The 21,833-nt window shown below is 41.7% G+C and carries 26 protein-coding genes; 16 read left to right on the plus strand and 10 right to left on the minus strand.

All coding sequences use genetic code 11. The features are described 5' to 3' along the window. The first annotated feature begins 80 nt into the window (after positions 1-80). The 5 genes from AC0VX1_RS03485 (at position 81) to AC0VX1_RS03505 (ending at position 4,943) form a co-directional block, all read left to right on the plus strand. Positions 81-311, plus strand: coding sequence for an excisionase family DNA-binding protein (locus AC0VX1_RS03485; protein ID WP_034305425.1), 231 nt, complete (start codon positions 81-83; stop codon positions 309-311). A 998-nt stretch (positions 312-1,309) separates the two neighbouring features. Further along, the gene (locus tag AC0VX1_RS03490; protein ID WP_413009711.1) at positions 1,310-2,329 is read left to right on the plus strand and encodes an AI-2E family transporter; all 1,020 of its coding nucleotides are present in this window, start codon (positions 1,310-1,312) and stop codon (positions 2,327-2,329) included. Between the two features lie 338 nt (positions 2,330-2,667). Beyond that, complete coding sequence (locus tag AC0VX1_RS03495) at positions 2,668-3,489, plus strand: basic amino acid ABC transporter substrate-binding protein (protein ID WP_413009713.1); 822 nt, start codon at positions 2,668-2,670, stop codon at positions 3,487-3,489. Positions 3,490-3,567: 78 nt separating this feature from the next. Beyond that, the gene (locus AC0VX1_RS03500) at positions 3,568-4,224 is read left to right on the plus strand and encodes an amino acid ABC transporter permease (protein ID WP_054397812.1); all 657 of its coding nucleotides are present in this window, start codon (positions 3,568-3,570) and stop codon (positions 4,222-4,224) included. Continuing rightward, positions 4,221-4,943, plus strand: coding sequence for an amino acid ABC transporter ATP-binding protein (locus tag AC0VX1_RS03505; RefSeq protein WP_048685484.1), 723 nt, complete (start codon positions 4,221-4,223; stop codon positions 4,941-4,943). The genes AC0VX1_RS03500 and AC0VX1_RS03505 overlap by 4 nt, the downstream gene beginning before the upstream one ends. 62 nt (positions 4,944-5,005) lie before the next feature. Here the strand turns inward: AC0VX1_RS03505 and AC0VX1_RS03510 are convergent, their stop codons facing one another. From AC0VX1_RS03510 to AC0VX1_RS03520, 3 genes are all read right to left on the minus strand, one after another. After that, positions 5,006-5,377: a hypothetical protein gene (locus tag AC0VX1_RS03510; RefSeq protein WP_034305408.1), complete on the minus strand. Its 372-nt coding sequence runs from the start codon at positions 5,375-5,377 to the stop codon at positions 5,006-5,008. Between the two features lie 162 nt (positions 5,378-5,539). Beyond that, entirely contained in the window at positions 5,540-6,421 is an 882-nt protein-coding gene (gene cidR / locus AC0VX1_RS03515; RefSeq protein WP_328176573.1) for a cidABC operon transcriptional activator CidR, read from the minus strand. Between the two features lie 159 nt (positions 6,422-6,580). After that, entirely contained in the window at positions 6,581-7,054 is a 474-nt protein-coding gene (locus AC0VX1_RS03520) for a universal stress protein (RefSeq protein ID WP_475469904.1), read from the minus strand. A 118-nt stretch (positions 7,055-7,172) separates the two neighbouring features. Here AC0VX1_RS03520 and AC0VX1_RS03525 point away from each other — a divergent pair, with 118 nt between their 5' ends. From AC0VX1_RS03525 to AC0VX1_RS03545, 5 genes are all read left to right on the plus strand, one after another. After that, entirely contained in the window at positions 7,173-7,568 is a 396-nt protein-coding gene (locus AC0VX1_RS03525; RefSeq protein ID WP_098187153.1) for a MerR family transcriptional regulator, read from the plus strand. 73 nt (positions 7,569-7,641) lie between these two features. Further along, entirely contained in the window at positions 7,642-8,409 is a 768-nt protein-coding gene (locus tag AC0VX1_RS03530; RefSeq protein WP_475469906.1) for a 3-hydroxyacyl-CoA dehydrogenase, read from the plus strand. Between the two features lie 70 nt (positions 8,410-8,479). After that, positions 8,480-9,625: an acyl-CoA dehydrogenase family protein gene (locus AC0VX1_RS03535; protein WP_057278711.1), complete on the plus strand. Its 1,146-nt coding sequence runs from the start codon at positions 8,480-8,482 to the stop codon at positions 9,623-9,625. Positions 9,626-9,650: 25 nt separating this feature from the next. Beyond that, positions 9,651-10,802 carry a thiolase family protein gene (locus tag AC0VX1_RS03540; RefSeq protein WP_475469908.1) on the plus strand — a complete coding sequence of 384 codons (1,152 nt, stop codon included), beginning with the start codon at positions 9,651-9,653 and terminating at the stop codon, positions 10,800-10,802. Between the two features lie 131 nt (positions 10,803-10,933). Next, complete coding sequence (locus AC0VX1_RS03545) at positions 10,934-12,514, plus strand: fatty acid--CoA ligase (protein WP_475469910.1); 1,581 nt, start codon at positions 10,934-10,936, stop codon at positions 12,512-12,514. 349 nt (positions 12,515-12,863) lie between these two features. Here AC0VX1_RS03545 and AC0VX1_RS03550 read toward each other — a convergent pair whose 3' ends face one another. The 3 genes from AC0VX1_RS03550 to AC0VX1_RS03560 all read right to left on the minus strand — a co-directional run bounded on the left by AC0VX1_RS03550 (position 12,864) and on the right by AC0VX1_RS03560 (position 14,250). Next, entirely contained in the window at positions 12,864-13,046 is a 183-nt protein-coding gene (locus AC0VX1_RS03550; RefSeq protein WP_057278714.1) for a YfhD family protein, read from the minus strand. Between the two features lie 108 nt (positions 13,047-13,154). Further along, positions 13,155-13,277 carry a YfhE family protein gene (locus AC0VX1_RS03555; RefSeq protein ID WP_081088510.1) on the minus strand — a complete coding sequence of 41 codons (123 nt, stop codon included), beginning with the start codon at positions 13,275-13,277 and terminating at the stop codon, positions 13,155-13,157. Between the two features lie 52 nt (positions 13,278-13,329). Beyond that, the gene (locus tag AC0VX1_RS03560) at positions 13,330-14,250 is read right to left on the minus strand and encodes a TIGR01777 family oxidoreductase (RefSeq protein ID WP_475471691.1); all 921 of its coding nucleotides are present in this window, start codon (positions 14,248-14,250) and stop codon (positions 13,330-13,332) included. Positions 14,251-14,376: 126 nt separating this feature from the next. On the opposite strand from AC0VX1_RS03560, the gene recX reads away from it, so the two are divergent. Together recX and AC0VX1_RS03570 are read left to right on the plus strand one after the other, a co-directional pair. Then, a complete protein-coding gene (recX, locus tag AC0VX1_RS03565; protein ID WP_323602302.1) occupies positions 14,377-15,174 on the plus strand; it encodes a recombination regulator RecX in 798 nt (265 codons plus the stop codon). A gap of 76 nt (positions 15,175-15,250) precedes the next feature. Beyond that, positions 15,251-15,562, plus strand: a complete 312-nt coding sequence (locus AC0VX1_RS03570; protein WP_034305394.1) for a YfhH family protein — start codon at positions 15,251-15,253, stop codon at positions 15,560-15,562. A 41-nt stretch (positions 15,563-15,603) separates the two neighbouring features. Here the strand turns inward: AC0VX1_RS03570 and AC0VX1_RS03575 are convergent, their stop codons facing one another. Further along, the gene (locus AC0VX1_RS03575) at positions 15,604-15,759 is read right to left on the minus strand and encodes a small, acid-soluble spore protein K (RefSeq protein WP_034305387.1); all 156 of its coding nucleotides are present in this window, start codon (positions 15,757-15,759) and stop codon (positions 15,604-15,606) included. Between the two features lie 113 nt (positions 15,760-15,872). Here AC0VX1_RS03575 and AC0VX1_RS03580 point away from each other — a divergent pair, with 113 nt between their 5' ends. Beyond that, a complete protein-coding gene (locus AC0VX1_RS03580) occupies positions 15,873-16,139 on the plus strand; it encodes a YfhJ family protein (RefSeq protein WP_034305384.1) in 267 nt (88 codons plus the stop codon). Between the two features lie 49 nt (positions 16,140-16,188). Here AC0VX1_RS03580 and AC0VX1_RS03585 read toward each other — a convergent pair whose 3' ends face one another. After that, entirely contained in the window at positions 16,189-17,166 is a 978-nt protein-coding gene (locus AC0VX1_RS03585; RefSeq protein ID WP_475469915.1) for a metal-dependent hydrolase, read from the minus strand. 207 nt (positions 17,167-17,373) lie between these two features. Here AC0VX1_RS03585 and mutY point away from each other — a divergent pair, with 207 nt between their 5' ends. Beyond that, entirely contained in the window at positions 17,374-18,492 is a 1,119-nt protein-coding gene (gene mutY / locus AC0VX1_RS03590; RefSeq protein ID WP_413023116.1) for an A/G-specific adenine glycosylase, read from the plus strand. A 163-nt stretch (positions 18,493-18,655) separates the two neighbouring features. Here the strand turns inward: mutY and AC0VX1_RS03595 are convergent, their stop codons facing one another. Together AC0VX1_RS03595 and AC0VX1_RS03600 are read right to left on the minus strand one after the other, a co-directional pair. Further along, complete coding sequence (locus AC0VX1_RS03595) at positions 18,656-20,014, minus strand: IS1182 family transposase (protein WP_475469917.1); 1,359 nt, start codon at positions 20,012-20,014, stop codon at positions 18,656-18,658. A gap of 336 nt (positions 20,015-20,350) precedes the next feature. Beyond that, on the minus strand, positions 20,351-20,575 hold the full coding sequence (locus tag AC0VX1_RS03600; RefSeq protein WP_475469919.1) for a hypothetical protein: 225 nt from the start codon (positions 20,573-20,575) through the stop codon (positions 20,351-20,353). A gap of 66 nt (positions 20,576-20,641) precedes the next feature. On the opposite strand from AC0VX1_RS03600, the gene fabL reads away from it, so the two are divergent. Both fabL and AC0VX1_RS03610 read left to right on the plus strand, forming a co-directional pair. Continuing rightward, positions 20,642-21,391 (plus strand): enoyl-[acyl-carrier-protein] reductase FabL, encoded by a 750-nt coding sequence (gene fabL / locus AC0VX1_RS03605; RefSeq protein WP_048685448.1) that lies wholly within the window; start codon positions 20,642-20,644, stop codon positions 21,389-21,391. An 82-nt stretch (positions 21,392-21,473) separates the two neighbouring features. Next, a complete protein-coding gene (locus AC0VX1_RS03610; protein ID WP_214809348.1) occupies positions 21,474-21,752 on the plus strand; it encodes a gamma-type small acid-soluble spore protein in 279 nt (92 codons plus the stop codon). Positions 21,753-21,833: the final 81 nt, after the last annotated feature.

Raw genomic sequence — 21,833 nt, forward strand, 5'->3', positions numbered from 1 at the left:
AAGGGATTTTCATTTAAAAATCAAGCGCTTCAAATAATGCCTCATATCTAGTATAGTTAGAGGGGAAAAGGGGTGAAGGCATGTACTTGACAGTAAAAGAGACTGCGGAATATCTATCGATGCCGGAATCTTATATAGAAGGTTTGATCATTCAAAATAAAATTCGCACCGTTCATGATGGTGAGCAGCATTTGATTTTTAAAGATCAGTTTAATATGCATCTTGAACAGATGGAGAAATATAAGAAGGATTTAGCGGATTATTATAACGAACCCATCCCCGAAGATATCGATGTGAAGGATGAAGATTAGCATCTGTCCATTTAGCAGATGCTGAGTTTCAAAAAGGAGGAAGGTACGAGAATCCTGCTTAGAAAAGCGCGTCTAGGGGAAGATACCGCAGGCGCAAGCCGGGGAGGCTCCGCGACCGCTCATGGAAAGTGTGTGCCTGGAGCGGAAATCAACGCCCAAATTGTACAGCCATAACAAAGCTGAGGCCATAGCCTCAGCTTTTGTTTGTAGATAGAAGGGGGCCCGGAAAACATATCTTTCATTGAAGTTCCCGAACCAATTGACCCAAAGTAACACCTTCAATTCCATAGGTATGGTTCTATCTAAATTTTATTCAGAGTTGATTGGAGCAAAAGGTACGAGAATCCTGCTTAGAAAAGCGCGTCTAGGGGAAGACCCCGCAGGCGCAAGCCGAGGAGGCTCCGCGACCGCCCGCAGCGAGTGCCAGCATAAATCAACGTTCGAATCGTACAAGCCAAAGCGGAGGCAAATGGGGGTCGGAAAACATAACGTACTTTCATCAAAAGAAGTTCCCGAATCATTTGCCCCAAAACAACACCTTCAACTCCATAGGTAGGTTCTTTCTAAATTTAAGAACAGAGTTGATTGAAGTGAAAGGTACGAGAATCCTGCTTAGAAAAGCGTGTCTAGGGGAGACCCCACAGGCGCAAGCCGAGGAGGCTCCCCGACCGCCCGCGGAAAGCGAGTGCCTGGAGCGGAAATCAACGTCCAAATAGTACAAACCAATAAAAAACCTTAGACATACTCGATTTTCATTGAGTTTGTCCAAGGTCAGGCATCTGCCGATTTGTCAGATGTTTTTTCATGCAGAAATGGCTGTGAAAGTAATGGTCGAATTTCCGAAAAAGGTCTTTAAATACGTCTGCATCATGGGCCTTACTGATCATTCAAATAATTTTGTTGTCAATGGAAGGTAATTGTAGTAGAATTCCTCAATTACGTGTAAAATGAAAGGTAAAGGAATTATCACGGCAGAATGGTAGTTAGGAGATAGGTAAGTGGTAAAAGAGTATTTGCAAAGCGAAGGTTTTTCAAGGTTAATTACATTAATTGTGTTAGTCCTCTTTTTAATTAGCATCGGAAGTATGGTTAATATCGTGTTATTCACATTTGTTTTCACTTTCTTGATGGGAAGGCTGGAGCAAATTATCATGATTCGGCTGAATAAAGTGATGCATATCAACTCCAAGGTTGTTATAAGCTTTTTATATGCAGTCGTCATTTCTTGTTTAGCCATCGTTCTTTATAAATATTTACCGGTCATTACGCTGCAATTCACGGAATTAGTGACACAGATCGTTTTCTTCTTTCAACATCCACCAGATAGCAGGGTCATTCAATATGCCATTAATGTAATGAACGAGCTGAAGTCTCCGCTCGATCTTCAAACACAGATGAATACACTCTATCTTTATATATCCGATTTCGGTAAACTGGCATTTCAAATTTTCATTTCCATGTTGCTCAGTCTATTTTTCTTATTGGAAAAAGATAAGATCATTCGCTTCACTTCTAAATTCAAGCGTGCCAAATTCAAGTCTTTTTTTATAAACTTAAGCCACTTTGGCGTCAAATTCATCAATTCATTCGGAAAGGTGATCGAGGTCCAGTTCTTGATAGCCATTACGAATGCTGTCCTATCTGTAACTTTCTTATGGATTCTTGGCTTCCCGCAGTTACTCGGCCTAGGGATCATGATTTTCTTCCTTGGTTTGATCCCGGTTGCAGGGGTCATCATCTCCCTCATCCCGCTTAGCATGATTGCCTATAGTATCGGCGGCATGCCCAAAGTGATTGCTGTATTAATCATGGTTGTTGTGATCCATTCAATTGAAAGCTATATTTTAAATCCGAAATTCATGTCGGCAAAAACGAATCTTCCAACATTTTTCACCTTCATCATTCTATTGTTTTCCGAGCATTTCCTTGGGATATGGGGATTGATCATCGGAATACCGATCTTCATCTTCCTGTTGGATATGTTGGATATTGAAGAGGGGAACACGGAAGTACCATAATAATCATTTGAGCAGCGGCCGCTAATATGGCCGCTGCTTATTTTTGTTCCTTAAACCTTTTGAACGGTGGCACTATCTGATTTCAATATAATATCCATTAATTCGAGTGAAGGGGAGAAAGTTGCCTTTTTCCCCATTAGAGCACCGTTGCGTTTTTAATTTACCGAGTTAATTGATTAAAATTTTATTTTACTAAAGTTATTTATCGACTTTTTATTGCATAAAAAAACAAATAAACGTATAATATTCTTAAAAGAATATACTGAAAGTTCTCTAAAGTTAGATTTATCTGTTTTTTTAAAAAAAAGAGAGTTTACGAGAGAGAAGAGGGGATTATTTTGAAAAAGGTTTCTTTTTTAGTGTTTGCCATGGTTGCTTCTTTGTTACTAGTCATGACAGGATGCGGGAAGGATAAGGAAGTCTCGACAACTGGTAAAGAAGAAGAGTCTAATGGGAAAACACTCAGGATCGTGACTGACGCCAACTATGCTCCATTTGAATATCTTGAAGGCGATAAGATTGTAGGATTCGATGTTGATTTCATCAATGCCGTTGCAAAAGAAGCGGGATATGAAGTTAAATTGGAAAGTGTTGGCTGGGATCCGATTTTTGTTGAAATCGAAGGTAAGAGAGCGGATGTCGCCATATCTGCGATTACAGTGAATGACGAAAGAAAACAATCTTATGACTTCTCGGTTCCGTATTTCTTATCCACAAACAAAATTCTCGTTCCTGAGGATAGTGATATAAAATCTGGAGATGAATTGAAAGGAAAAGTCATTGCCGTTCAGACCGGTACTACTGGACAGGAAGCGGTAGAGAAACTCCTTGGAAAGAATCACAAGGATATTAAAAAATTCGAAAATAATAACCTGGCCATTCAGGAATTACTGAAAGGCGGAGCATCGGCTGTCGTAGCTGATAATACGGTTGTTGAAGAATATGTGAAAAATAACCCCGATCAAAAACTGAAAGTCGTTGAAGACAGCAAAAGTTTCAATGAGGAGTTTTATGGTCTTATGTTCCCAAAAGGCAGTGAATTGAAATCGGAGTTCGATAAAGCCGTTAATGCAATTTATGAAAATGGGAAATATGCAGAAATTTATAAAGAGTGGTTTGGTACTGAACCAGATATTGAAACGTTGAAAGCACAACAATAAAACAAATGGATAGTAAAAGATTGCGTAACTTTACGTGTGAAGTTACGCAGTTTTTTTGGCCTTTAGGAGGGGAACGAAATGAGTTTTCGCTGGGATATTATTTTTGAGTATGCTCCTTTCTTATTAAAAGGGACATTGCTTACTATTGGGCTTTCGGTTTCCTCCATCCTGATCGGAACCTTTTTGGGGTTATTGATCGGTTTAGGGAAAATCATGAAAAACAAGGTGCTTGCCTTTCCATTTTACGGTTATGTCACGGTTTTTCGCGGAACACCGCTTTTAGTTCAAATCTTTTTAATCCATTTTGGAATCGTGCCCTTTTTTACCGGGGAAACGAATGCAGTAACCGCCGGTGTCATTGCTTTATCGTTAAATGCAGCCGCGTATATCGCAGAAATATTCCGGGCGGGCATTCAATCCATCGATAAAGGGCAAATGGAAGGGGCGCGTTCATTAGGGATGACCCATGCCCAAACAATGATACATGTTGTATTGCCACAAGCTTTCAAACGAATGATTCCACCGTTAGGAAATGAATTCATCGTATTATTGAAGGATTCATCCCTGCTTTGTGTCATTGCTGCCCCGGAATTAATGTACTGGGGGAAAGCGATGGGGAGTCAGTACTTTAAAGTGTGGGAGCCATACTTGGCTTGTGCCTTCATCTATCTATTCCTGACCCTCATTTTAAGTTTCGTATTAAATAGACTCGAAAGAAGGTTGAAAACAGAATGATAAAGGTGGAGAATCTAAAGAAGTCATTTGGCGAAAATGATGTATTGAAAAATATCAATGCAATCGTTTCCCCTCGGGAAGTAGTCGTGGTAATTGGTCCTTCTGGATCGGGTAAATCCACTTTTCTCAGATGCATCAATCAACTTGAAACGATTACGGGAGGCCATATTTTCATTGAAGGGCTTGATACGACAGACAAGAAGGTCAATATCAATAAAGTCCGGACGGAAGTTGGCATGGTATTTCAGCATTTTAACTTATTTCCGCATAAGACTGTTCTTGAGAATATAATGCTGGCGCCTATAAAGGTCCGTAAGATATCCAAAGAGCAGGCTTCCCAAAGAGGGATGGAACTGCTTAAGAAAGTGGGACTTGCAGAGAAAGCGAACGCATATCCGGATTCATTATCAGGTGGACAAAAGCAACGCGTCGCAATTGCCAGGGCGTTGGCGATGGAACCCAAAATCATGCTATTCGACGAGCCCACTTCCGCCCTGGATCCGGAAATGGTCGGTGAAGTCCTTGAGGTCATGAAGCAACTGGCCAAGGAAGGCATGACCATGGTAGTTGTGACCCATGAGATGGGATTTGCAAAAGAAGTTGGAGATCGCGTGATCTTCATGGACGAAGGTTATATTATTGAAGAAAATATTCCTAGTGAGATTTTTAATAATCCCCAGCAGGAAAGAACTAAAGCCTTTTTGAGTAAAGTCCTTTAATTACACGTAAAGAAAAAAACCTTCCATATGGGAGGTTTTTTTTCGGGGCATATCAGGGGGCTTCATTTTATGCATGAAGCTCCTAAAAGCGATTCAGGGCTTTTACCGAGCACAAGCATACTGATTTTTGCATATCCAATATTTTTACTTTGGGAGAAGGTCTGAAGTAATACCTGGATATTCGGATCATCCTTTAACTTTTGAACTTCCTCAATATATAATTCGATAACGGAGGGCATAACGAATTCAGGGGTGTATTCGTTAGGGTTTTCATCCATGATTAATGTGCCCATAAATTGATATTTAAATTGGAGAGCCCGTGTTAAGGCAACGACATGGAGCAGTTTATTAAATAATTCGGGGTATGAATATTTAATTTTCTCCAGAGCTGCTTCTGATGCCTGTAACTCATCGACATTAGATAAAGTGATCATGAATATCTCCTTTTTAGAACATATGGAATCCATCAGCATTCAACGTGCTTTTTACTCATACTAGTCTACCCCCGCCGTAACTCATTGTAAAATGGTTAGATGTTATCGCGTGCATAACCCAAATCTATGATAGTGCTTTCATCAATCTTGCTTGATAATCCACTACTTATGGGACAATGCTTCCCTAGTATATTTCAGCCATTCTTTTGCAGCGTATGAAAGGTAATGGTCCTTACTCCATATAAATCCTAAATTCCAGCTAATGGAGGGGTTTCTAACCTTGATTGTCTTTACGCGTTCATCATGACGGCATAAGCTTTCCGGTAACAGAGCAACGCCAAGTTTACAGTAAACCATTTCCTCAATAAAGTCCCAGCGTGAGCTTTCAGTTACGATATGTGGAGTAAAACCAGCTTCATTACAGGATGAAACGATGAGATCTCGAAGGACGTAATCTTTATTAAATAAGATGAAAGATTCATTTTCCAAGTCGGCCAAATCAATTTCTTCCCCACAAGCATGGGGATGGGAGGGATGAACTATCAAGTTGATGTCTTCTTCCAAAAAAGCAAAATGGTGAAAAAGCGCGTTGTTGGTTGGCAGGACTATTACGCCTATATCGATTAAATCATTTTGGACGGATTCTTCTATTTTCTTTGAACCATCCTCCACTAATTGAAAGGTGATATTGGGATAGTCCTGGTGAAAACGGCTAAGAATTCGGGGGAAGAAAGAAGCGTCGATGATCGGCGGCAGCCCGATGCGTATATGTCCCTTTTTTAAACCTAATAAATTGTCCATTTCCGTTTCTAAATTGTGAAAGGCCTTATCGATCAATTTTGCCTGGTCTAAGACAACCCTGCCTGCATCGGTCAAGATCAGTTGCTTACGTGAACGATCAAAAAGCTCAACACCTAGCTCGGTTTCCAGGTTTTTAATCATCTTGCTGATGGTCGGCTGTGTAATGAATAAATGATCGGCAGCCCGAGTGAAGCTATTGAAATTGGCAACCTCTATAAAGTATTGCAAATGTTTAATATCCATTGCGTCACCTGTTATCCTCGTTTGAAATTAGTTTCATTTTACCCGTAAACGGAAGTGTTTGTAAAACATGATAAGTTTGGAGTTCATGCACGCATAAATAAGCTGGATTCCAAAGGGGAACCCAGCCTATGAAGGGGCTGGCCATATCTGCCGTAAATTTCATTTGACCAACAAGACAGGAACTGGAGAATGTTGAACGATATAGTGGCTCACGCTGCCCAGGAATTCCTTGAAGCCGCTCAATCCGCGGCTGCCCATGATAATAAGGTCACAATTCTCGGATTTTGCATGTTCCAATAAAGTCGTGATGGCTGAACCTTCTACGACAAATGGTTGGGATGCATTCGGGATTTCGGATAAAAGGGCTTCCGCTTTTTTAATCACTTCCTTGCCATGCTTAAGCATGGATTCTTCAATTTCCTGAAAAGCACTGCCATATATATTTGGCTTGATTGGCAGTGTAACAGCGTGAAGCACCTGGATTTCGATAGCGGGATCCAGTTTTGCTAATTCAATCGCTTTTTCTAAAGACTTTAGTGCCAACTCAGATTCATCATAAGCAACTAATATTTTTGAACATAGCATTGATCGATCATTCCCTTCTATAAAAAGAATATACCCGTAGTATATCAATATAAATCTTCCATGCAGATTCATATATTATAAATTTTGTGAATATTTCATTGAAGTTTACGTTAACGTTAATGTTAGAATAAAGGTAAATAATCCCTTTGCAAAGTGTGGTTTTAACATGTACACCATTTCTGAGTTAGCAAAAGAATTCGAATTGACGACAAGGACCCTCCGTTATTATGAGGAACTGGGTATGCTTAGGCCAATGCGTACCGAAACGGGAAAAAGAGTTTATGGAAAGAAAGAATATGCACAGCTCAAAATCATAATGCGCGGTAAGAAGTATGGTTTTTCGTTAGTGGAAATAAAGGATATAGTCCTTTTATTCGATAAGGATAGGACAGGCATTAAGCAATTGGAAAAAACGATTGAAACTGCAGGACAGAAGTTAAACGAACTTAATGAACGAATTAAAGAGCTGGATGGGTTGAAGCAGGATTTTGAACAGGTAATCAAAGGCTTTACCGAAACCCTTCTTGAGTTGAAAATGAACGATAAAACAGGCAAGCGGTGAAATTAATCTTGAAAATAGGTTTTGATGATAGTGAAAGATGAATATATATTCTAGAAACAGATGGGGTGAGAATTTGGAAATTCAAGAAACCATTGCAGTTGTGACAGGCGGGGCTTCAGGTCTGGGAGCGGCGACAGTAAGAAACATCAATAAAAAAGGTGGAAAAGCGGTCATATTCGACCTCTCGGAAGAAAATGGCGATAAAATGGCTCAGGAGTTGGGCGATTCGGTCCTGTTTATTAAAACGGATGTAACTAGTGAAGATAGCGTATCTGTAGCATTGGATGAAGGATTAAAAAAATTCGGCAGCATCAATACTGTCATCAACTGTGCAGGCATTGCCATTGCAGAGAAGGTCATAGGCAGGAAAGGCATACATGAATTGAAAGCGTTCTCAAAAGTCGTGCAAATCAATTTGGTCGGTACATTTAACGTAATCCGGCTTGCGGCTGAAAAAATGGTCGAAAATGAACCGAATCAAGAGGGGGAGCGTGGAGTCATCATCAATACAGCTTCGGTCGCTGCCTTTGAAGGACAAATCGGACAAGCCGCATATAGTGCCTCCAAGGGAGGGATTGTCGGTATGACTCTGCCAATCGCAAGGGAGCTTGCCATCAAAGGGATACGTGTCGTATCGATTGCACCGGGTCTATTCCATACACCGATGTTCGATTCATTACCTGAAGAAGCCAGGACGTCATTAGGGAAAACCGTGCCATTCCCATCAAGGCTCGGGTATCCAGAAGAGTACGCTAAACTAACGGAAAGCATCATAACGAATCCAATGCTGAATGGGGAAACAATCAGACTGGATGGGGCCATTAGAATGTCACCAAGGTAAGTTGTCAATCAAACCATTGTAAATCTAGAAAAAGAGCCTCCGACAAAGGAATGGAGAGGAGATAAAACAGATGAAGCATCCGTACCTAAGTGAAGAACATGAAATTTTCCGTATGTCCTTCCGAAAGTTTTTAGAGAAAGAAGCAGTTCCCCACTATGAACGTTGGGAAGAAGAGAGGATCATTCCCCGGTCTTTTTGGGTGAAAATGGGGGAACAGGGTTTTTTATGTCCGGACCTTGAAGAAGATTATGGGGGTTCCGGGGTAGATTGGGGCTTTGCCGTTATCATTAATGAAGAATTGGAAAGAGTTGGTTCTGGGTTCATTGGTTTCGGACTTCACAGTGATATCACCGTACCGTATATTTCCGCCTACGGAAATGAGTCGCAGAAACAGCGCTGGCTTCGAAAATGTACGACAGGGGAAATCATTACTGCCATTGCCATGACAGAGCCTGGTACAGGTTCGGATTTGGCCAATATTAAAACGACTGCCATTTTGGATGGAGATCATTACATATTAAATGGTCAAAAGACATTCATCACAAATGGCATTCATTCGGATTTGATCATTGTTGCCTGTAAAACGGATCCCAGCGCCGTTCCGAAACATAAAGGCGTTAGCTTAGTCGTGGTCGAAAGGGATACACCCGGATTTTCCAGGGGGAGAAAACTGAAGAAACTTGGCTTGCACAGTCAGGATACAGCAGAACTAATCTTCGAGGATTGCCGTGTTCCAAAGGAAAACCTGCTTGGTGAAGAAGGCAAGGGGTTTATTTATTTAATGGAAAAACTGCAGCAGGAACGCCTTGTGGTGGCAATTTGTGCTCAAACCGCGTCTGAGGATATGCTGGCCGATACGATTGAGTATGTGAAGGGCAGGGAAGCGTTCGGAAAGTCTGTAAGTCAGTTTCAAAATACTCAATTCAAAATCGCGGAAATGGCTACGGAGATAAAAATGGGGCGTGCTTTTCTAGATCAATTGATCACCAAACATATGGCTGGTGAACAGGTTGTAACGGAAGTTTCGATGGCGAAATGGCGTTTGACGGAGACTGCCAGAAAAATATCCATTGAATGCATGCAGCTCCATGGCGGCTATGGATATATGGAGGAATACAAAATTGCCAGAAGGTATCGGGATGTTCCGGTAGCAAGCATCTATGCCGGCACAAATGAAATCATGAAGAAAATCATCGCTAAGAATCTGGGCCTATAGTAAAGATGAGAAGGGAAGAGAGTATATGCGGGAAGTGGTTATCGTTGAAGGAATTCGCACGCCGGTAGGCAGAAGGAACGGTGTCTTGAAAGACGTTCGCCCTGATGATCTGGCAGGAGAAGTATTGAAGAAGCTGATTGAAAAGGCGGGCATCGATCCTGCTATTGTCGATGATGTCATTTTAGGTTGTGTTTCACAGTCGGGCGAACAGGCCGGTGATATAGCAAGGGTTGCCGCACTGATAGCCGGATTTCCGATTGAAGTGCCGGGAACGACGATTGACCGTCAATGCGGATCAAGTCAGCAGGCAGTCCATTTTGCTTCCCAGGCTATCCTGTCGGGTGATATGGATGTGGTAGTGGCAGGTGGAGTGGAAAACATGTCACGAGTTCCCATGGGGTCAAATCTTCAAGGTGCTGTAACAAGCCAAAAGTATATGGACCTTTACGAGGTGATCAACCAAGGTTTATCAGCTGAAAGAATCGCAGACAAGTGGGGAATAACACGTGAAGATTGTGATCGGTTTTCCGTTGAAAGTCATGCCAAGGCAATACGTGCTCAAAAAGAAGGACATTTTAACCGTGAACTGATATCAGTAATGGGTACTGATAAAGAAGGAAATCAAATCGAAGTTACGGAAGATCAAGGCCCAAGGGGCGGAACTACGCTTGAAGTGCTGGCTGGATTGAAACCGGCATTTCAAGAAGGCGGTTTAATCCATGCAGGGAATTCTAGTCAGATCAGTGACGGTGCTGCCGCTTTATTATTGATGGAACGCAGTAAAGCAGAAGAACTTGGATTGAAACCGCGCTTTAAAGTGCATACACGGGTTGTTGTCGGGTCGGATCCCACCCTGATGCTAACGGGACCGATTCCCGCCACCCAAAAAGCTTTGGAAAAAGCGGGTCTTACAATTGATGATATCGATATCTTTGAAGTGAACGAGGCTTTCGCTCCTGTACCGATTGCATGGATAAAAGAAACGGGGGCAGACCCAAAGAAGCTGAATCCAAATGGCGGGGCGATTGCATTGGGGCATCCTCTTGGCGGCAGCGGGGCCCGTTTGATGGTGTCCATGATCCATGAATTAGAAAGGACGGGCGGCCGTTATGGGCTGCAAACGATGTGTGAAGGCCACGGCATGGCGAATGCCACCATCATTGAAAGAATGGACTGAAGCTGGACTATCCATTTATGAATATTCGTAATTCGCACGAAAGTAAAAGCTGAAAAAGGGATGAAGTCGACCATCGGCAGGCTTTGCTGAATTCTTCCTGTTGATGGTGGTTACTTGAGGAGGAGAATGATTTGTCAGTAACGATTAAAAATATCTTTGATCAGACGGTTCAGAAATTCCCCATTAAAGAAGCTATCTACGACGTGAGAAGAAATATCCGCTATACGTACATCCAATGGAATGAACAGGTGAATAGGTTGGCGGCGGCCCTTCAAGCGGAAGGGGTGCGAAAAGGGGACAGGGTATCTACTTACCTTTACAACAATGAAGAGCTTGCAACAGCGTTCTTTGCCTGTGCAAAAATCGGTGCAATCTTCAATCCGATCAACTTCCGTTTAATGCCGGAAGAGTTGGCCTTCATTTTGAACGACGCTGCTCCAAAGGTCGTTCTATTCGAACGCGAATTGGAAACGAACGTCGCCGCGGTTGAAAAGCGATTTCCGGAAACGGCCTTCTGGTATATAGATGAGGATGTGCCTGGGTATGCCAAAGGTTACCGCCAAAAATTGGCCAGTATCTCCTCAAAGCCAGATGAAGTTGAAGTTCACGAAGATGACATTTATGCCATCATGTATACGAGCGGAACTACCGGACGTCCCAAAGGTGTCATTCACCTTCATAAAGACATGGTCAAACAAGCCGAGATTTTAATAGAGGCCATGAAGTATGAACGCTCTGATATCGGTTTGATTACTGCACCGATGTTTCATTGTGCTGAATTGCACTGCTCTTTTTTACCTCGTGTACAGGTCGGTGCAGCTAATGTCATATTACATCAGTTTCATCCCAAAAAGGTCATGGAACTGATTGAATCCGAGGGGGTCACCAAGTTTTTTGCTGCACCTACGATGTGGAACATGCTCATTCAGGAAAAATTGGAGGAGTATAAATTCCAGAGCTTGAAGTTAGGGCTTTATGGAGCAGCCCCGATGGCTCCATCCCTTGTACGTGCCTGTCAGGAGAAACTCGGCATCCAGTTCATCCAGGCCTATGGAATGACTGAAATGGGGCCGGCCATAACTCTCCTATTGGAGGAAGATCAAATTAGGAAAGCGGGTTCTGCCGGCAAGGGATGTTCCGAACATGAAATCATCATTGCCCGTCCGAATGACGATGGGCCATCAGATCCCGAGGATATGCTGGAACCTGGGGAAACAGGGGAAATCCTTGTAAAGGGTCCGTGTATCATGCAGGGTTACTTTCAAAAAGATAGAGAGACCGAAAAGGCGCTTTACAAAGGCTGGTACCATTCCGGTGACATCGGTTTCCTAGATGAAGATGGATATCTGTGGGTCAAGGACCGTGTGGACGACATGATTATTTCTGGAGGGGAAAATATTTATCCGCGTGAAGTGGAAGATACACTATATGAGAATCAAGGAGTCCTCGACTGTGCGGTACTTGGTCAGCCAGATGATCAATGGGGGGAAACGGTAACGGCATTCATCGTAGCCAAAGACCCAATGCTTGCCGAAAGCGATTTAGAAACTTGGTGTAAGAACAGTAATAGTTTGGCGAACTATAAACGTCCAAGGAGATATATCTTCTGTAATGAGCTGCCTCGGAACGCAAGTGGGAAGATACAAAAGTTCTTGCTTCGTAAACAGTTGGAAGAAAATGTTGATGGCAAAGGTTTGGGGAACCTTCTTTAAATGCCGGGGGCAGCAGCCGATGAAATACCAAGATAGGGTTTAGAATTGCTGGAAAAAGATTTGGATAAATTATTTTATAAATAATAACCTTGTGGAACAAATGAAGGAGAGAGAATAGTTATCCACAACGAAAATGCAGCGTGGTTAGCCCAATCTCTCCTTTATCCACATAATCCACAGGGTTATCCAGAAATAACATTATTTTCATGTTGATAAGGTGAGTTAATGGACTTGTTTTTTGTCAGTATTTTCAGAATATATCCACAATATACACAGGGTTGTGGATAAGCTATGTAAATAAAGAGGACCAAGGGGCGAACTTACAGCCCCTTGGGTTGGTTTATTCTGCTTATCGGCGATTATGAGCACGGCGGTCAGCCGCATTTGCACGGGCTTGTGCCTCGATATCTTCCTGGTCAGCCAGTTCGGAAGAATATTCAACGTCAAGTCCGTCACTTTTCAGGTTTTTGGGAACCTGAGGAAGTTTCTGTGTGTTCTTATCTCGATTATGGTGTATGTTATTTCGTCCCATGTTATCGCCCCCTGGAATATAAATAAGCTGGAGATGAATTTCACTAATCATCTCCAGCTTATTTTGTGTTGAGTGGCTGTTCAAAATGTAAGGGAAAAAACTCCAAACCTAACGACGGGATTTCTTCTCGGTATATCCACCAGCTCGATCTGCTTTTTTAAATTCGCGAGCATAAAGAATCGCTTGTGTACTAGTTAAGTTACTTTTTTCTTTATCGTGTTTTTTGAGCAATTAGATCATCTCCATTCACTTAATATCCCTATTTTTTCCTAAAATGACCCTTTCATACGTGGGAATCTTCTTTTAAGATATTTTGTAAGGCTTCTTTAAGGGTTGGAAAGGAGAAGGTGAATCCTTCTTCTTTAAGTTTAGTGGGAAGGACATTTTGCCCTTCAAGTACAAGGATGCTCATTTCCCCCAACAATTTCTTGAGGAAGAAAGGGGGGACAGTTAACCAATGGGGCCGGTGCAGGACAGTTCCTATCGTTTTACCGAATGTATCCATCTGGACGGGGTTCGGTGCCGTAAAATTGACTGGACCTTCTATCCTAGCATCATTCATGCTAAAGATGATTGCACGGACCGCGTCATGGATATGAATCCAGGAAAGCCACTGATTCCCTTTGCCAATCTTTCCTCCGCCAAATAGTTTATAGGGGAAGGCCATCATTGGCAGTGCTCCGTCTTTTTCTCCAAGGATCACCCCGAATCTTGTTAAGATTAACCTTTTACTGTAAGAGCGTGATTTAGCCGCTTCCTTTTCCCATAGTTGAACTGTACGGGCCAAGAAATCATCACCAATGGATTCAGAGGTTTCGGTAAAGGTCTCATCGTCCGAAATACCATAATATCCGATTGCACTTGCATTAATGATGACGGACACTTTGGAGGGCAGTATGGAAATGATCCGGTTCATCTCTTTGGAAGCCTCGATCCTGCTTTCGACAATCCTGCGCTTTCGTTCAGGTGTCCAACGGCCGCTGTTCAGAGATTCACCAGCAAGGTTAATGAACACATCGAGCCCCTCCAAGTGCATTTCCGGCGTTGCCTCCTCGGTCAACCAGCCGATATATGTCAAATTAGTCTGTTTCTTAAATTTTTCGGGATGACGGGTCAAAATATATATATCATGATTTTCTTTTGATAATTCATCAATTAGGGCTGTGCCGATAAAACCGCTTCCACCAGCAATGGCTATTTTCATGAAAACCACTTCCTTTCCCTGTCTTTCCTTCACTTTAACATGCCCATGTTCTTTTTTCATTTTTAGGCATGCTATATATAGAAATGATAAACGTAAAGGGGTAAAGTAGGTGTGGGGGGTGGATTTATGCCAAACATAACAAAAATAACAACCCAAAAGAAACGTAAAGATCGTTATAACATCTTCGTTGACGAAAAATATGCCTTCAGTGTAGACGAAGAAGTACTATTGAAATTTCAGTTGAAAAAGGGTATGGAACTTGATGACCTGCTTTTGGCCGAAATACAATTCCATGATGAAATCCAAAAAGCATTTACCGATGCACTTAATTATTTATCATACCGGATGCGCTCGGAATCGGAAATTCGCCTTTATTTAAAAAAGAAGGAAACGGAAGAGCCGATCATTAAGGAAGCGATACATAAACTATACAGTTTTAACTATTTAGACGACCTTGAATTTTCCAAGGCTTACGTGCGGACCCATGTGAATGGAGGGAATAAAGGGCCCACTACCCTTAAGCTTGAGCTTAAGGAAAAAGGGGTGCAAGATAAGTTGATTGTCGAGGCATTGAAGGAATACCCTTATGACATTCAAATTGAACATGCAAGGAATCTGGCTGGAAAAGCGGTCAAAAAGGAAAAAAACATTTCCGAACGAGCTTTAAGGCTGAAGGTTGAACAAACCTTGTTACGGAAAGGTTTCCCAAGAGATATCATCCATGAAGCACTTGAAGATGTGACGGTGGAAAAGGATGAGGATGAACAATGGGATTCCCTTTGCCACCATGCCGAAAAAATGCAACGCCGATATAAAAACCATGAAGGCTTCGAATATGAACAAAAAATGAAGCAGGCATTATACCGAAAAGGTTTTCCAATAGAATTGATTGAGCGTTATCTTTCCAATCCTGATGGTGATTAAGTGCATCAATAGCCAAATCACAAAATTTTGTTTAATATATAAGTAAATTAATTATTTCATTTGAGGAGTCATATATATGAGCGACGTAAGATACAGCAAGCTGTCTGCCTATGAACTGCAACAGGAAATCGCAGCGTTGACTGAAAAAGCGAGAAAAGCAGAGCAATTGGGAATGGTTAATGAATATTCAGTATTGGAACGAAAAGTGACGATGGCCAAGGCCTATTTGTTAAATCCTGATGATTTCAAAAAAGGTGAAATATATCAAATTGACGGAGATCCCGGTGTCTATTTCAAAATTGATTATATGAACGGCGTATTCGCTTGGGGTTACCGCTTGGGCGGTAGCGGTAAGGAAGAAGCACTCCCGATTTCAATGCTGAAATAAAAAGGAACCGGGGAAGTACCCGGTTCCTTCTGATGTACCTTTTAATTCGATCGCTCGTTTGAAGCTTTCATTCTTTCTTGAGGGTGTGTATTAATACTTCCATCTGCACGCTTTGAAGCATATCTTGCCTTTGCACGAGGCTCGCCTTGGAATTTGTTATTGTTTTGGTTGGGGAATCCTTTTTGTTTATTTCGCAAATTTTTTCTCCTCCAAGCATCAGATTAAGAAAGAAGCGTTTCCGCTTACAACTAGTATGGGTATGGGACAGTATAGTTCATTCTGTAAAAATATTGGCAATGAGGTGGTTCTAATGAATGATTACCATGAAAGATTAACCAAGATACTGCTTGAGAAAAATGAACACATCACGTATGAGCAAGCTTTGACTTGGGTGGAATTATTATGGGAAGATTTCGAAGCGACCTATGCAAAGGCTGGGCATGAATATGCCGGTGAAGAAATGACATCGCGCGTTGTAAGGACCTGGATTGATAACTACGGTGAGCAATTCCACGAATTCATTGCAAAGAACCCTAAATATCAGCAGTTATTAAATCAGCAGAATCGACTGCATTAAAAAAGCTGATTCCAGAGGAGTTCCCTGGAATCAGCTCTTTTTCAATATACTATAAAATAATATTCAATTTCTTCTGCAGCTTCGCTTCACTAAAGATCCAGCCGGTATAAGAATTCAAGATATTCAATTCGCTGTCTAAATGGACCACTGCCACAAACGGGTAATATCCATTGCTGCGATATCTTAGATCGATAAAACGGACTTCGTAATATTCTTTTATCTGTTCGATTTCGAATCGGTAAACCGGAGAAAAGGACAGAAAGGCTGCCAAGTTGATATCCTTCTTGGCGGCTTCGAGAATTTCACTTTCAGGCAATGGCACCCGATCGAACGTATCAAGAATCTTCACATATCCATTATCGGCTCGTGCCACATAATAATTCTTTTCGGTAATCACCGCAATTTTCCAGCGGTGAAAACGCATCGTCGGTGATAAAAGAATTTTCCTTGCTCCAGGAATTTGCTGTTTGACCACTTTTTTTATAAAAGCCTGTTCCCTGAACCTGGAAATGTAATAAATGATGAGTATCCCGTAAATGGAAAGAAATAAATAGCCTGGAGGAAATCCGAAGCCCCATAATATCAGGCCTGCAACATGTATTCCAAAAATGAATGGATCGAATGTATTGATGACCCCTAAAGCTACCCATTTTGACGAAATCGGCCTAAGAGCCTGGGTCCCATAAGCATTGAATATATCCACGAATACGTGAAGGAATACGGCTAAAAAGGTCCAAAGCCAAAGATGAAGGTAATTTGCTTCAGGTATGATGGCGAAAATTGCTCCGCTGATAATCAAGGGCCAAAGTAAAACAGCGGGAATGGAATGCGTGATTCCACGGTGGTTACGTATATATACAGCGTTATTCCTTAATTTTAAAACGGTGTCAATGTCCGGGGCTTGTGATCCCAATATCGTACCTGCTATGACTGCACTTGCAGTAACTGGGCTCTGCGCAATGACGGGATCTAATGTGGCAAGACCTCCAAGAGCAATTCCCATGACAAAGTGAGTACCTGTATCCAAAAAACTAACCTCCCTGCCACAATTTGAAAAAATGGTCTTCTTTCATCATACCGTATTTATATATTAACCATCAAATGAATATAATTTTGATTTATTTCAAGTGACCCGTTACAAATAAATGGATATGAACATGATATTAAAAAAAGAATGGCCTACTATAGGTATTCCCAATTTTGATTAGAGTGTAACATCTTTGGAGGAACTGATGTGAAAGAAATAACGATCCCGACAATAGAAAAAATAAAAATCGATGAATTTCAAAAAGATTTGGTTTCCTGGTTTCTCGAAGAACAAAGAGAATTGCCATGGAGGGAAAATAAGGACCCTTACCGCGTTTGGGTTTCTGAAATAATGCTGCAGCAAACGAGAGTGGATACGGTGATTCCTTATTTCAACCGGTTCATCGAATGGTTCCCGACACTCGAGGACTTTGCCAATGCAGATGAAGAGAAGGTCCTGAAAGCTTGGGAAGGGCTGGGATATTACTCGCGTGTAAGGAATCTGCATAGTGCCGTTCAGGAAGTGAAGGCATCCTACAATGGGATTGTACCGGATGATCCCGAGGAAATCTCCAAATTGAAAGGTGTAGGCCCATATACTGCCGGTGCGATTCTAAGTATCGCATACGGCAAGCCGGAGCCAGCCGTTGATGGAAACGTCATGCGTGTTTTATCAAGGATATTAATGATATATGAAGACATAGCAAAGCCAAAGACAAGAAAAACATTCGAAGCTGCCGTCAGGAAGCTGATCGATCATGAACATACCTCTGCCTTCAATCAAGCCTTGATGGAACTTGGAGCATTAATCTGCACACCTGGTAAGCCTGCCTGCCTATTATGCCCCGTTCAAAGTCATTGTCTAGCATTTGAAGCAGGGGTTCAGTCGGAATTGCCGGTAAAAATCCAAAAGAAAAAAACAAGGGATGTACCAATTGTAGCCGCCGTTTTAACGAATGAAAAAGGTGAATTTTTAATTCACAAGAGAGCGTCAGAAGGATTGCTAGCTAATCTTTGGGAATATCCGAATTTCGAAAACCATACATCCCTCTTGCATAAGAGGGAATTCTTCGAGAGTCGGTTTAAGGAAATGTATGGCGTCAAACCGGAAATCACTGAATCACTTGTGAGAATTGAACATGTTTTCTCTCATCTCGTTTGGAAAGTGGACACGTATATCGGTGTGATCAAAGAGGACATCGGTGAAGAGACGCTAAAAGAACAGCAACTTAAGTGGGTGAGTGAAGCAGAGATGGAGGAGTTGGCATTTCCGGTCTCCCACCAAAAAATGATGAAGGCGTATAAAGAAAAAGAGTACATTGAATAAGCGAATGAAATCAGATATATGCATAAAAGAGGATATCCGATAAGATATCCTTTCAGTTTGTAGACAAAAGGGGTTCGGAATTAAAAAATTCCGAACCCCTTTTGAAATTCCCTTTGAATTTTCGCCTAAAGTTTAGAGATTGGGGCTCTACGAGCCCACTATGTTAGGCTATTTTTGGACCTCGCCATGTCCAATTGGCCATCTTCTTTAAATTAATGGCAGCGAAAGTAAGCATCGCCTGCATCGACAATTTTTTAAGTCCCCTTAAAGTAGTCCAACGCATACCATGCTTTTCTTTTGCATCTGCGAATACACGCTCAATCGTTTCTTTACGTTTAGCATATATAGGTTTTACATCTTGATGATGACGCAGATGATCTGCTTCTTCCACATGTGTTTGCCAGATATGCCGTGTCACCACTTTTTGACAGTCTTTGCTTTCTGTACACCGAGATAAAAGTGAGCATGTTGTACAAATTTGTTTTGGCGATTTGTACTCGCGATAGCCCTCTTTATTTGTTGTTGAGTACTTTAAAGTTTCGCCCGAAGGGCAAAGGTAACAATCAAAATATTCATCGTATACATAGTCCTGTTTGCGGAAAAATCCTTCCTTGGTGCGAGGACGTGTATAAGGTAAAGCCGGTATGATTTCTTTGTTAAATAGGTAGCTTGTAATCGCTGGTGTTTTATAAGCTGCATCTGCGGCAACGGCTTCCGGTTTTCCAACTTTCTCAATCACTTGTTCAACTAGTGGCTCTAAGATCTGACTGTCATGTGTATTTCCAGGTGTTACAATCGTTCCCAATACAAAACCGTTGCGGTCTGCGGCCGCGTGGAATGAATAGGCAAACTGTTTTGTTCGTTCATCTTTCACATAGTAGCCACTCTCAGAATCCGTTGTACTTTCTTTAATCTCTTTGGTCTCTTCTTTATCAAATTTATCTGGTGGAAAAGGCTTTTTTCCATGGTTTTCACGATCTTGATTGATTTCTTCTTGAAGACGTCCTTGATACGCTCGTGTTTCTTTACGAACGATTTTCTTTTCAAATTTCCGTTTATTCGCACTGGCTTTCACATGTGTGGAATCCACGAAAACGTGTTCAGCACTTATTAACTTTTTATTAGCAGCTGTCATTAAAATGCGATAGAAAATCTGTTCAAACAGGTCTGTATCTTTAAAGCGTCGCTCATAATTTTTCCCGAACGTAGAAAAATGAGGTACTTTATCATGGAAACCATAGCCTAAGAACCAACGGTAAGCCATATTGGTTTCAACTTCTTCAATCGTTTTACGCATGGAACGAATACCGAAGGTATATTGAATGAAAGTCAGTTTAACTAAAATAACTGGATCAATACTTGGGCGTCCTACCTCTGAATACATATCTTTCACCAAGTCATAAATGAAAGTAAAGTCAATGGCAGCCTCCATTTTACGAACCAAATGGTTCAGTGGCACCAGTTGATCTAAAGTAATCATTTCAAGTTGATCTCGCTGAATAGAATCATGTTTAGAAAGCATCCTCATCACCTCAAGTTTTAATACTTCTATTTTAAAACAAAAATGACCCCAGGCAAAAGTGTTCTATCTAAAAAGTAAGACAAAGTTGATTGGAACGGAAGGTACGAGACTCCTGCGGGAAAAGCGCGTCTAGGGGAGACCCCGCAGGCGAAAGCCGAGGAGGCTCCCCGACCGCCCGCGGAAAGCGAGTGCCTGGAGTGGAAATCAACGTCCAAATTGTACAAGCCATAAAAATAGACAAACTCGATTTTCATCGAGTTTGTCTACAGTCTGAGAGGATATCCGATAAGATATCCTCTTCCTTTTGTTGATTTTCAAAGCAATATCCGTATAAAATCATTCGTAACTGGTTTTCGTTCCATGAGTATAATCGGCTTCTTGCCTGTTAAGTCCGCCTCTATTTTCAACTTCTTTGACGATTTCGCTATGGATACTCTGTCCTTCTTGGTTTAAATAAGGTACCATTTGTTGAAGGGAGTGATGAAAATAGGCAAGTTCACTATTTTCCCAATCCGATTTTTTCATCATCGACAACTCAGTCATATCACGTCCAACATACATAACAGTAACACTCCTTAAAAAAGATTTTTATTACTCGGTGTTTACTCAGAAAGGATGAATAAACGAATGGAACAAAAAGTGGCACTCGTTACAGGTAGCAGTAAAGGTTTAGGCAGAAGCACGGCAATAAGGCTTGCAGAGGAGGGTTACGACCTCGTTATTAATTATGCCCGGAGCAAGTCGAAAGCATTAGAAGTGGCAGCCGAAATTGAAGCGTTGGGGCGAAAAGCCCTTGTAGTCAAGGCAAATGTCGGTGATGTTGCGAAAGTGAAAAGCATGTTCGAGGAAATCGATGCTTATTACGGACGTTTGGATATTTTCATCAATAATGCGGCCTCTGGCGTGCAGCGCCCATTGATGGAGCTGGAGGAATCCCATTGGAACTGGACCATGGATATCAATACAAAAGCCCTCCTTTTCTGCGCACAGGAAGCGGCGAAATTAATGGAGAGGAACGGCGGAGGGAAAATCGTCAGCATCAGTTCACTAGGATCCATTCGCTATTTGAAAAATTATACAGCTGTTGGAGTTTCCAAAGCTGCGCTTGAAGCCCTGACAAGATATTTAGCGGTCGAACTGGCTGCTAAAAATATTTGTGTCAATGCCGTTTCAGGCGGTGTGATCGATACGGATGCCCTGAAGTCTTTCCCGAATCGGGATGAAATGCTTGCTGAGGCGGCAGAACAGACTCCCGCTGGACGGATGGTCGAGGTGGAAGATATGGTGAATACCATCCTGTTTTTAATTTCCGATGGAGCCAGGATGATACGTGGACAAACCGTAATAGTCGATGGGGGCATTTCATTGCTTGTTTAATGTAACTGGAAAAATTTAAATGATTTTTGTTGGATAGCACTCCTGGATAATGGTTATCTTATTATTTGTGGAGGTGATATCAATGGCTAAAAACAACATGAATAAATCACAAGCAGGTACTGACGTTCAACAAGTGAGACAACAAAACGCGCAATCTCAACAAGGTCAAGGCCAATTCGGTACAGAATTTGCTTCTGAAACTAACGTTCAAGAAGTGAGACAACAAAACGCGCAATCTCAACAGAAAAAAGGCCAAGGTCAAGCACAAGGCCAATTCGGTACAGAGTTTGCTTCTGAAACTAACGTTCAAGAAGTGAAACAACAAAACCAAAAATCTCAAAGCAACAAAAACCAAGGCTAATTGCCGATGAAAAAGCATCCTTCTTATGAAGGGTGCTTTTTTTTGCCTTTCATTGGATTCGACAAATGTTTCGTCGTGTTT

The organism is Peribacillus sp. QJM3NY_7 (assembly GCF_056173225.1).

What these genes read in the sequence shown, in the direction of transcription:
- AC0VX1_RS03610 (WP_214809348.1), top strand. Translation starts at nt 21,474, where the DNA reads ATGGCTAAAAACAACATGAATAAATCACAAGCAGGTACTGACGTTCAA.
- AC0VX1_RS03595 (WP_475469917.1), bottom strand. Translation starts at nt 20,014, where the DNA reads ATGCTTTCTAAACATGATTCTATTCAGCGAGATCAACTTGAAATGATT.
- AC0VX1_RS03505 (WP_048685484.1), top strand. Translation starts at nt 4,221, where the DNA reads ATGATAAAGGTGGAGAATCTAAAGAAGTCATTTGGCGAAAATGATGTA.
- AC0VX1_RS03500 (WP_054397812.1), top strand. Translation starts at nt 3,568, where the DNA reads ATGAGTTTTCGCTGGGATATTATTTTTGAGTATGCTCCTTTCTTATTA.
- AC0VX1_RS03570 (WP_034305394.1), top strand. Translation starts at nt 15,251, where the DNA reads ATGAGCGACGTAAGATACAGCAAGCTGTCTGCCTATGAACTGCAACAG.
- AC0VX1_RS03550 (WP_057278714.1), bottom strand. Translation starts at nt 13,046, where the DNA reads ATGGGACGAAATAACATACACCATAATCGAGATAAGAACACACAGAAA.
- AC0VX1_RS03535 (WP_057278711.1), top strand. Translation starts at nt 8,480, where the DNA reads ATGAAGCATCCGTACCTAAGTGAAGAACATGAAATTTTCCGTATGTCC.
- AC0VX1_RS03485 (WP_034305425.1), top strand. Translation starts at nt 81, where the DNA reads ATGTACTTGACAGTAAAAGAGACTGCGGAATATCTATCGATGCCGGAA.
- AC0VX1_RS03560 (WP_475471691.1), bottom strand. Translation starts at nt 14,250, where the DNA reads ATGAAAATAGCCATTGCTGGTGGAAGCGGTTTTATCGGCACAGCCCTA.
- AC0VX1_RS03540 (WP_475469908.1), top strand. Translation starts at nt 9,651, where the DNA reads ATGCGGGAAGTGGTTATCGTTGAAGGAATTCGCACGCCGGTAGGCAGA.
- AC0VX1_RS03580 (WP_034305384.1), top strand. Translation starts at nt 15,873, where the DNA reads ATGAATGATTACCATGAAAGATTAACCAAGATACTGCTTGAGAAAAAT.
- fabL (WP_048685448.1), top strand. Translation starts at nt 20,642, where the DNA reads ATGGAACAAAAAGTGGCACTCGTTACAGGTAGCAGTAAAGGTTTAGGC.
- cidR (WP_328176573.1), bottom strand. Translation starts at nt 6,421, where the DNA reads ATGGATATTAAACATTTGCAATACTTTATAGAGGTTGCCAATTTCAAT.
- AC0VX1_RS03525 (WP_098187153.1), top strand. Translation starts at nt 7,173, where the DNA reads ATGTACACCATTTCTGAGTTAGCAAAAGAATTCGAATTGACGACAAGG.
- recX (WP_323602302.1), top strand. Translation starts at nt 14,377, where the DNA reads ATGCCAAACATAACAAAAATAACAACCCAAAAGAAACGTAAAGATCGT.
- AC0VX1_RS03510 (WP_034305408.1), bottom strand. Translation starts at nt 5,377, where the DNA reads ATGATCACTTTATCTAATGTCGATGAGTTACAGGCATCAGAAGCAGCT.
- AC0VX1_RS03600 (WP_475469919.1), bottom strand. Translation starts at nt 20,575, where the DNA reads ATGTATGTTGGACGTGATATGACTGAGTTGTCGATGATGAAAAAATCG.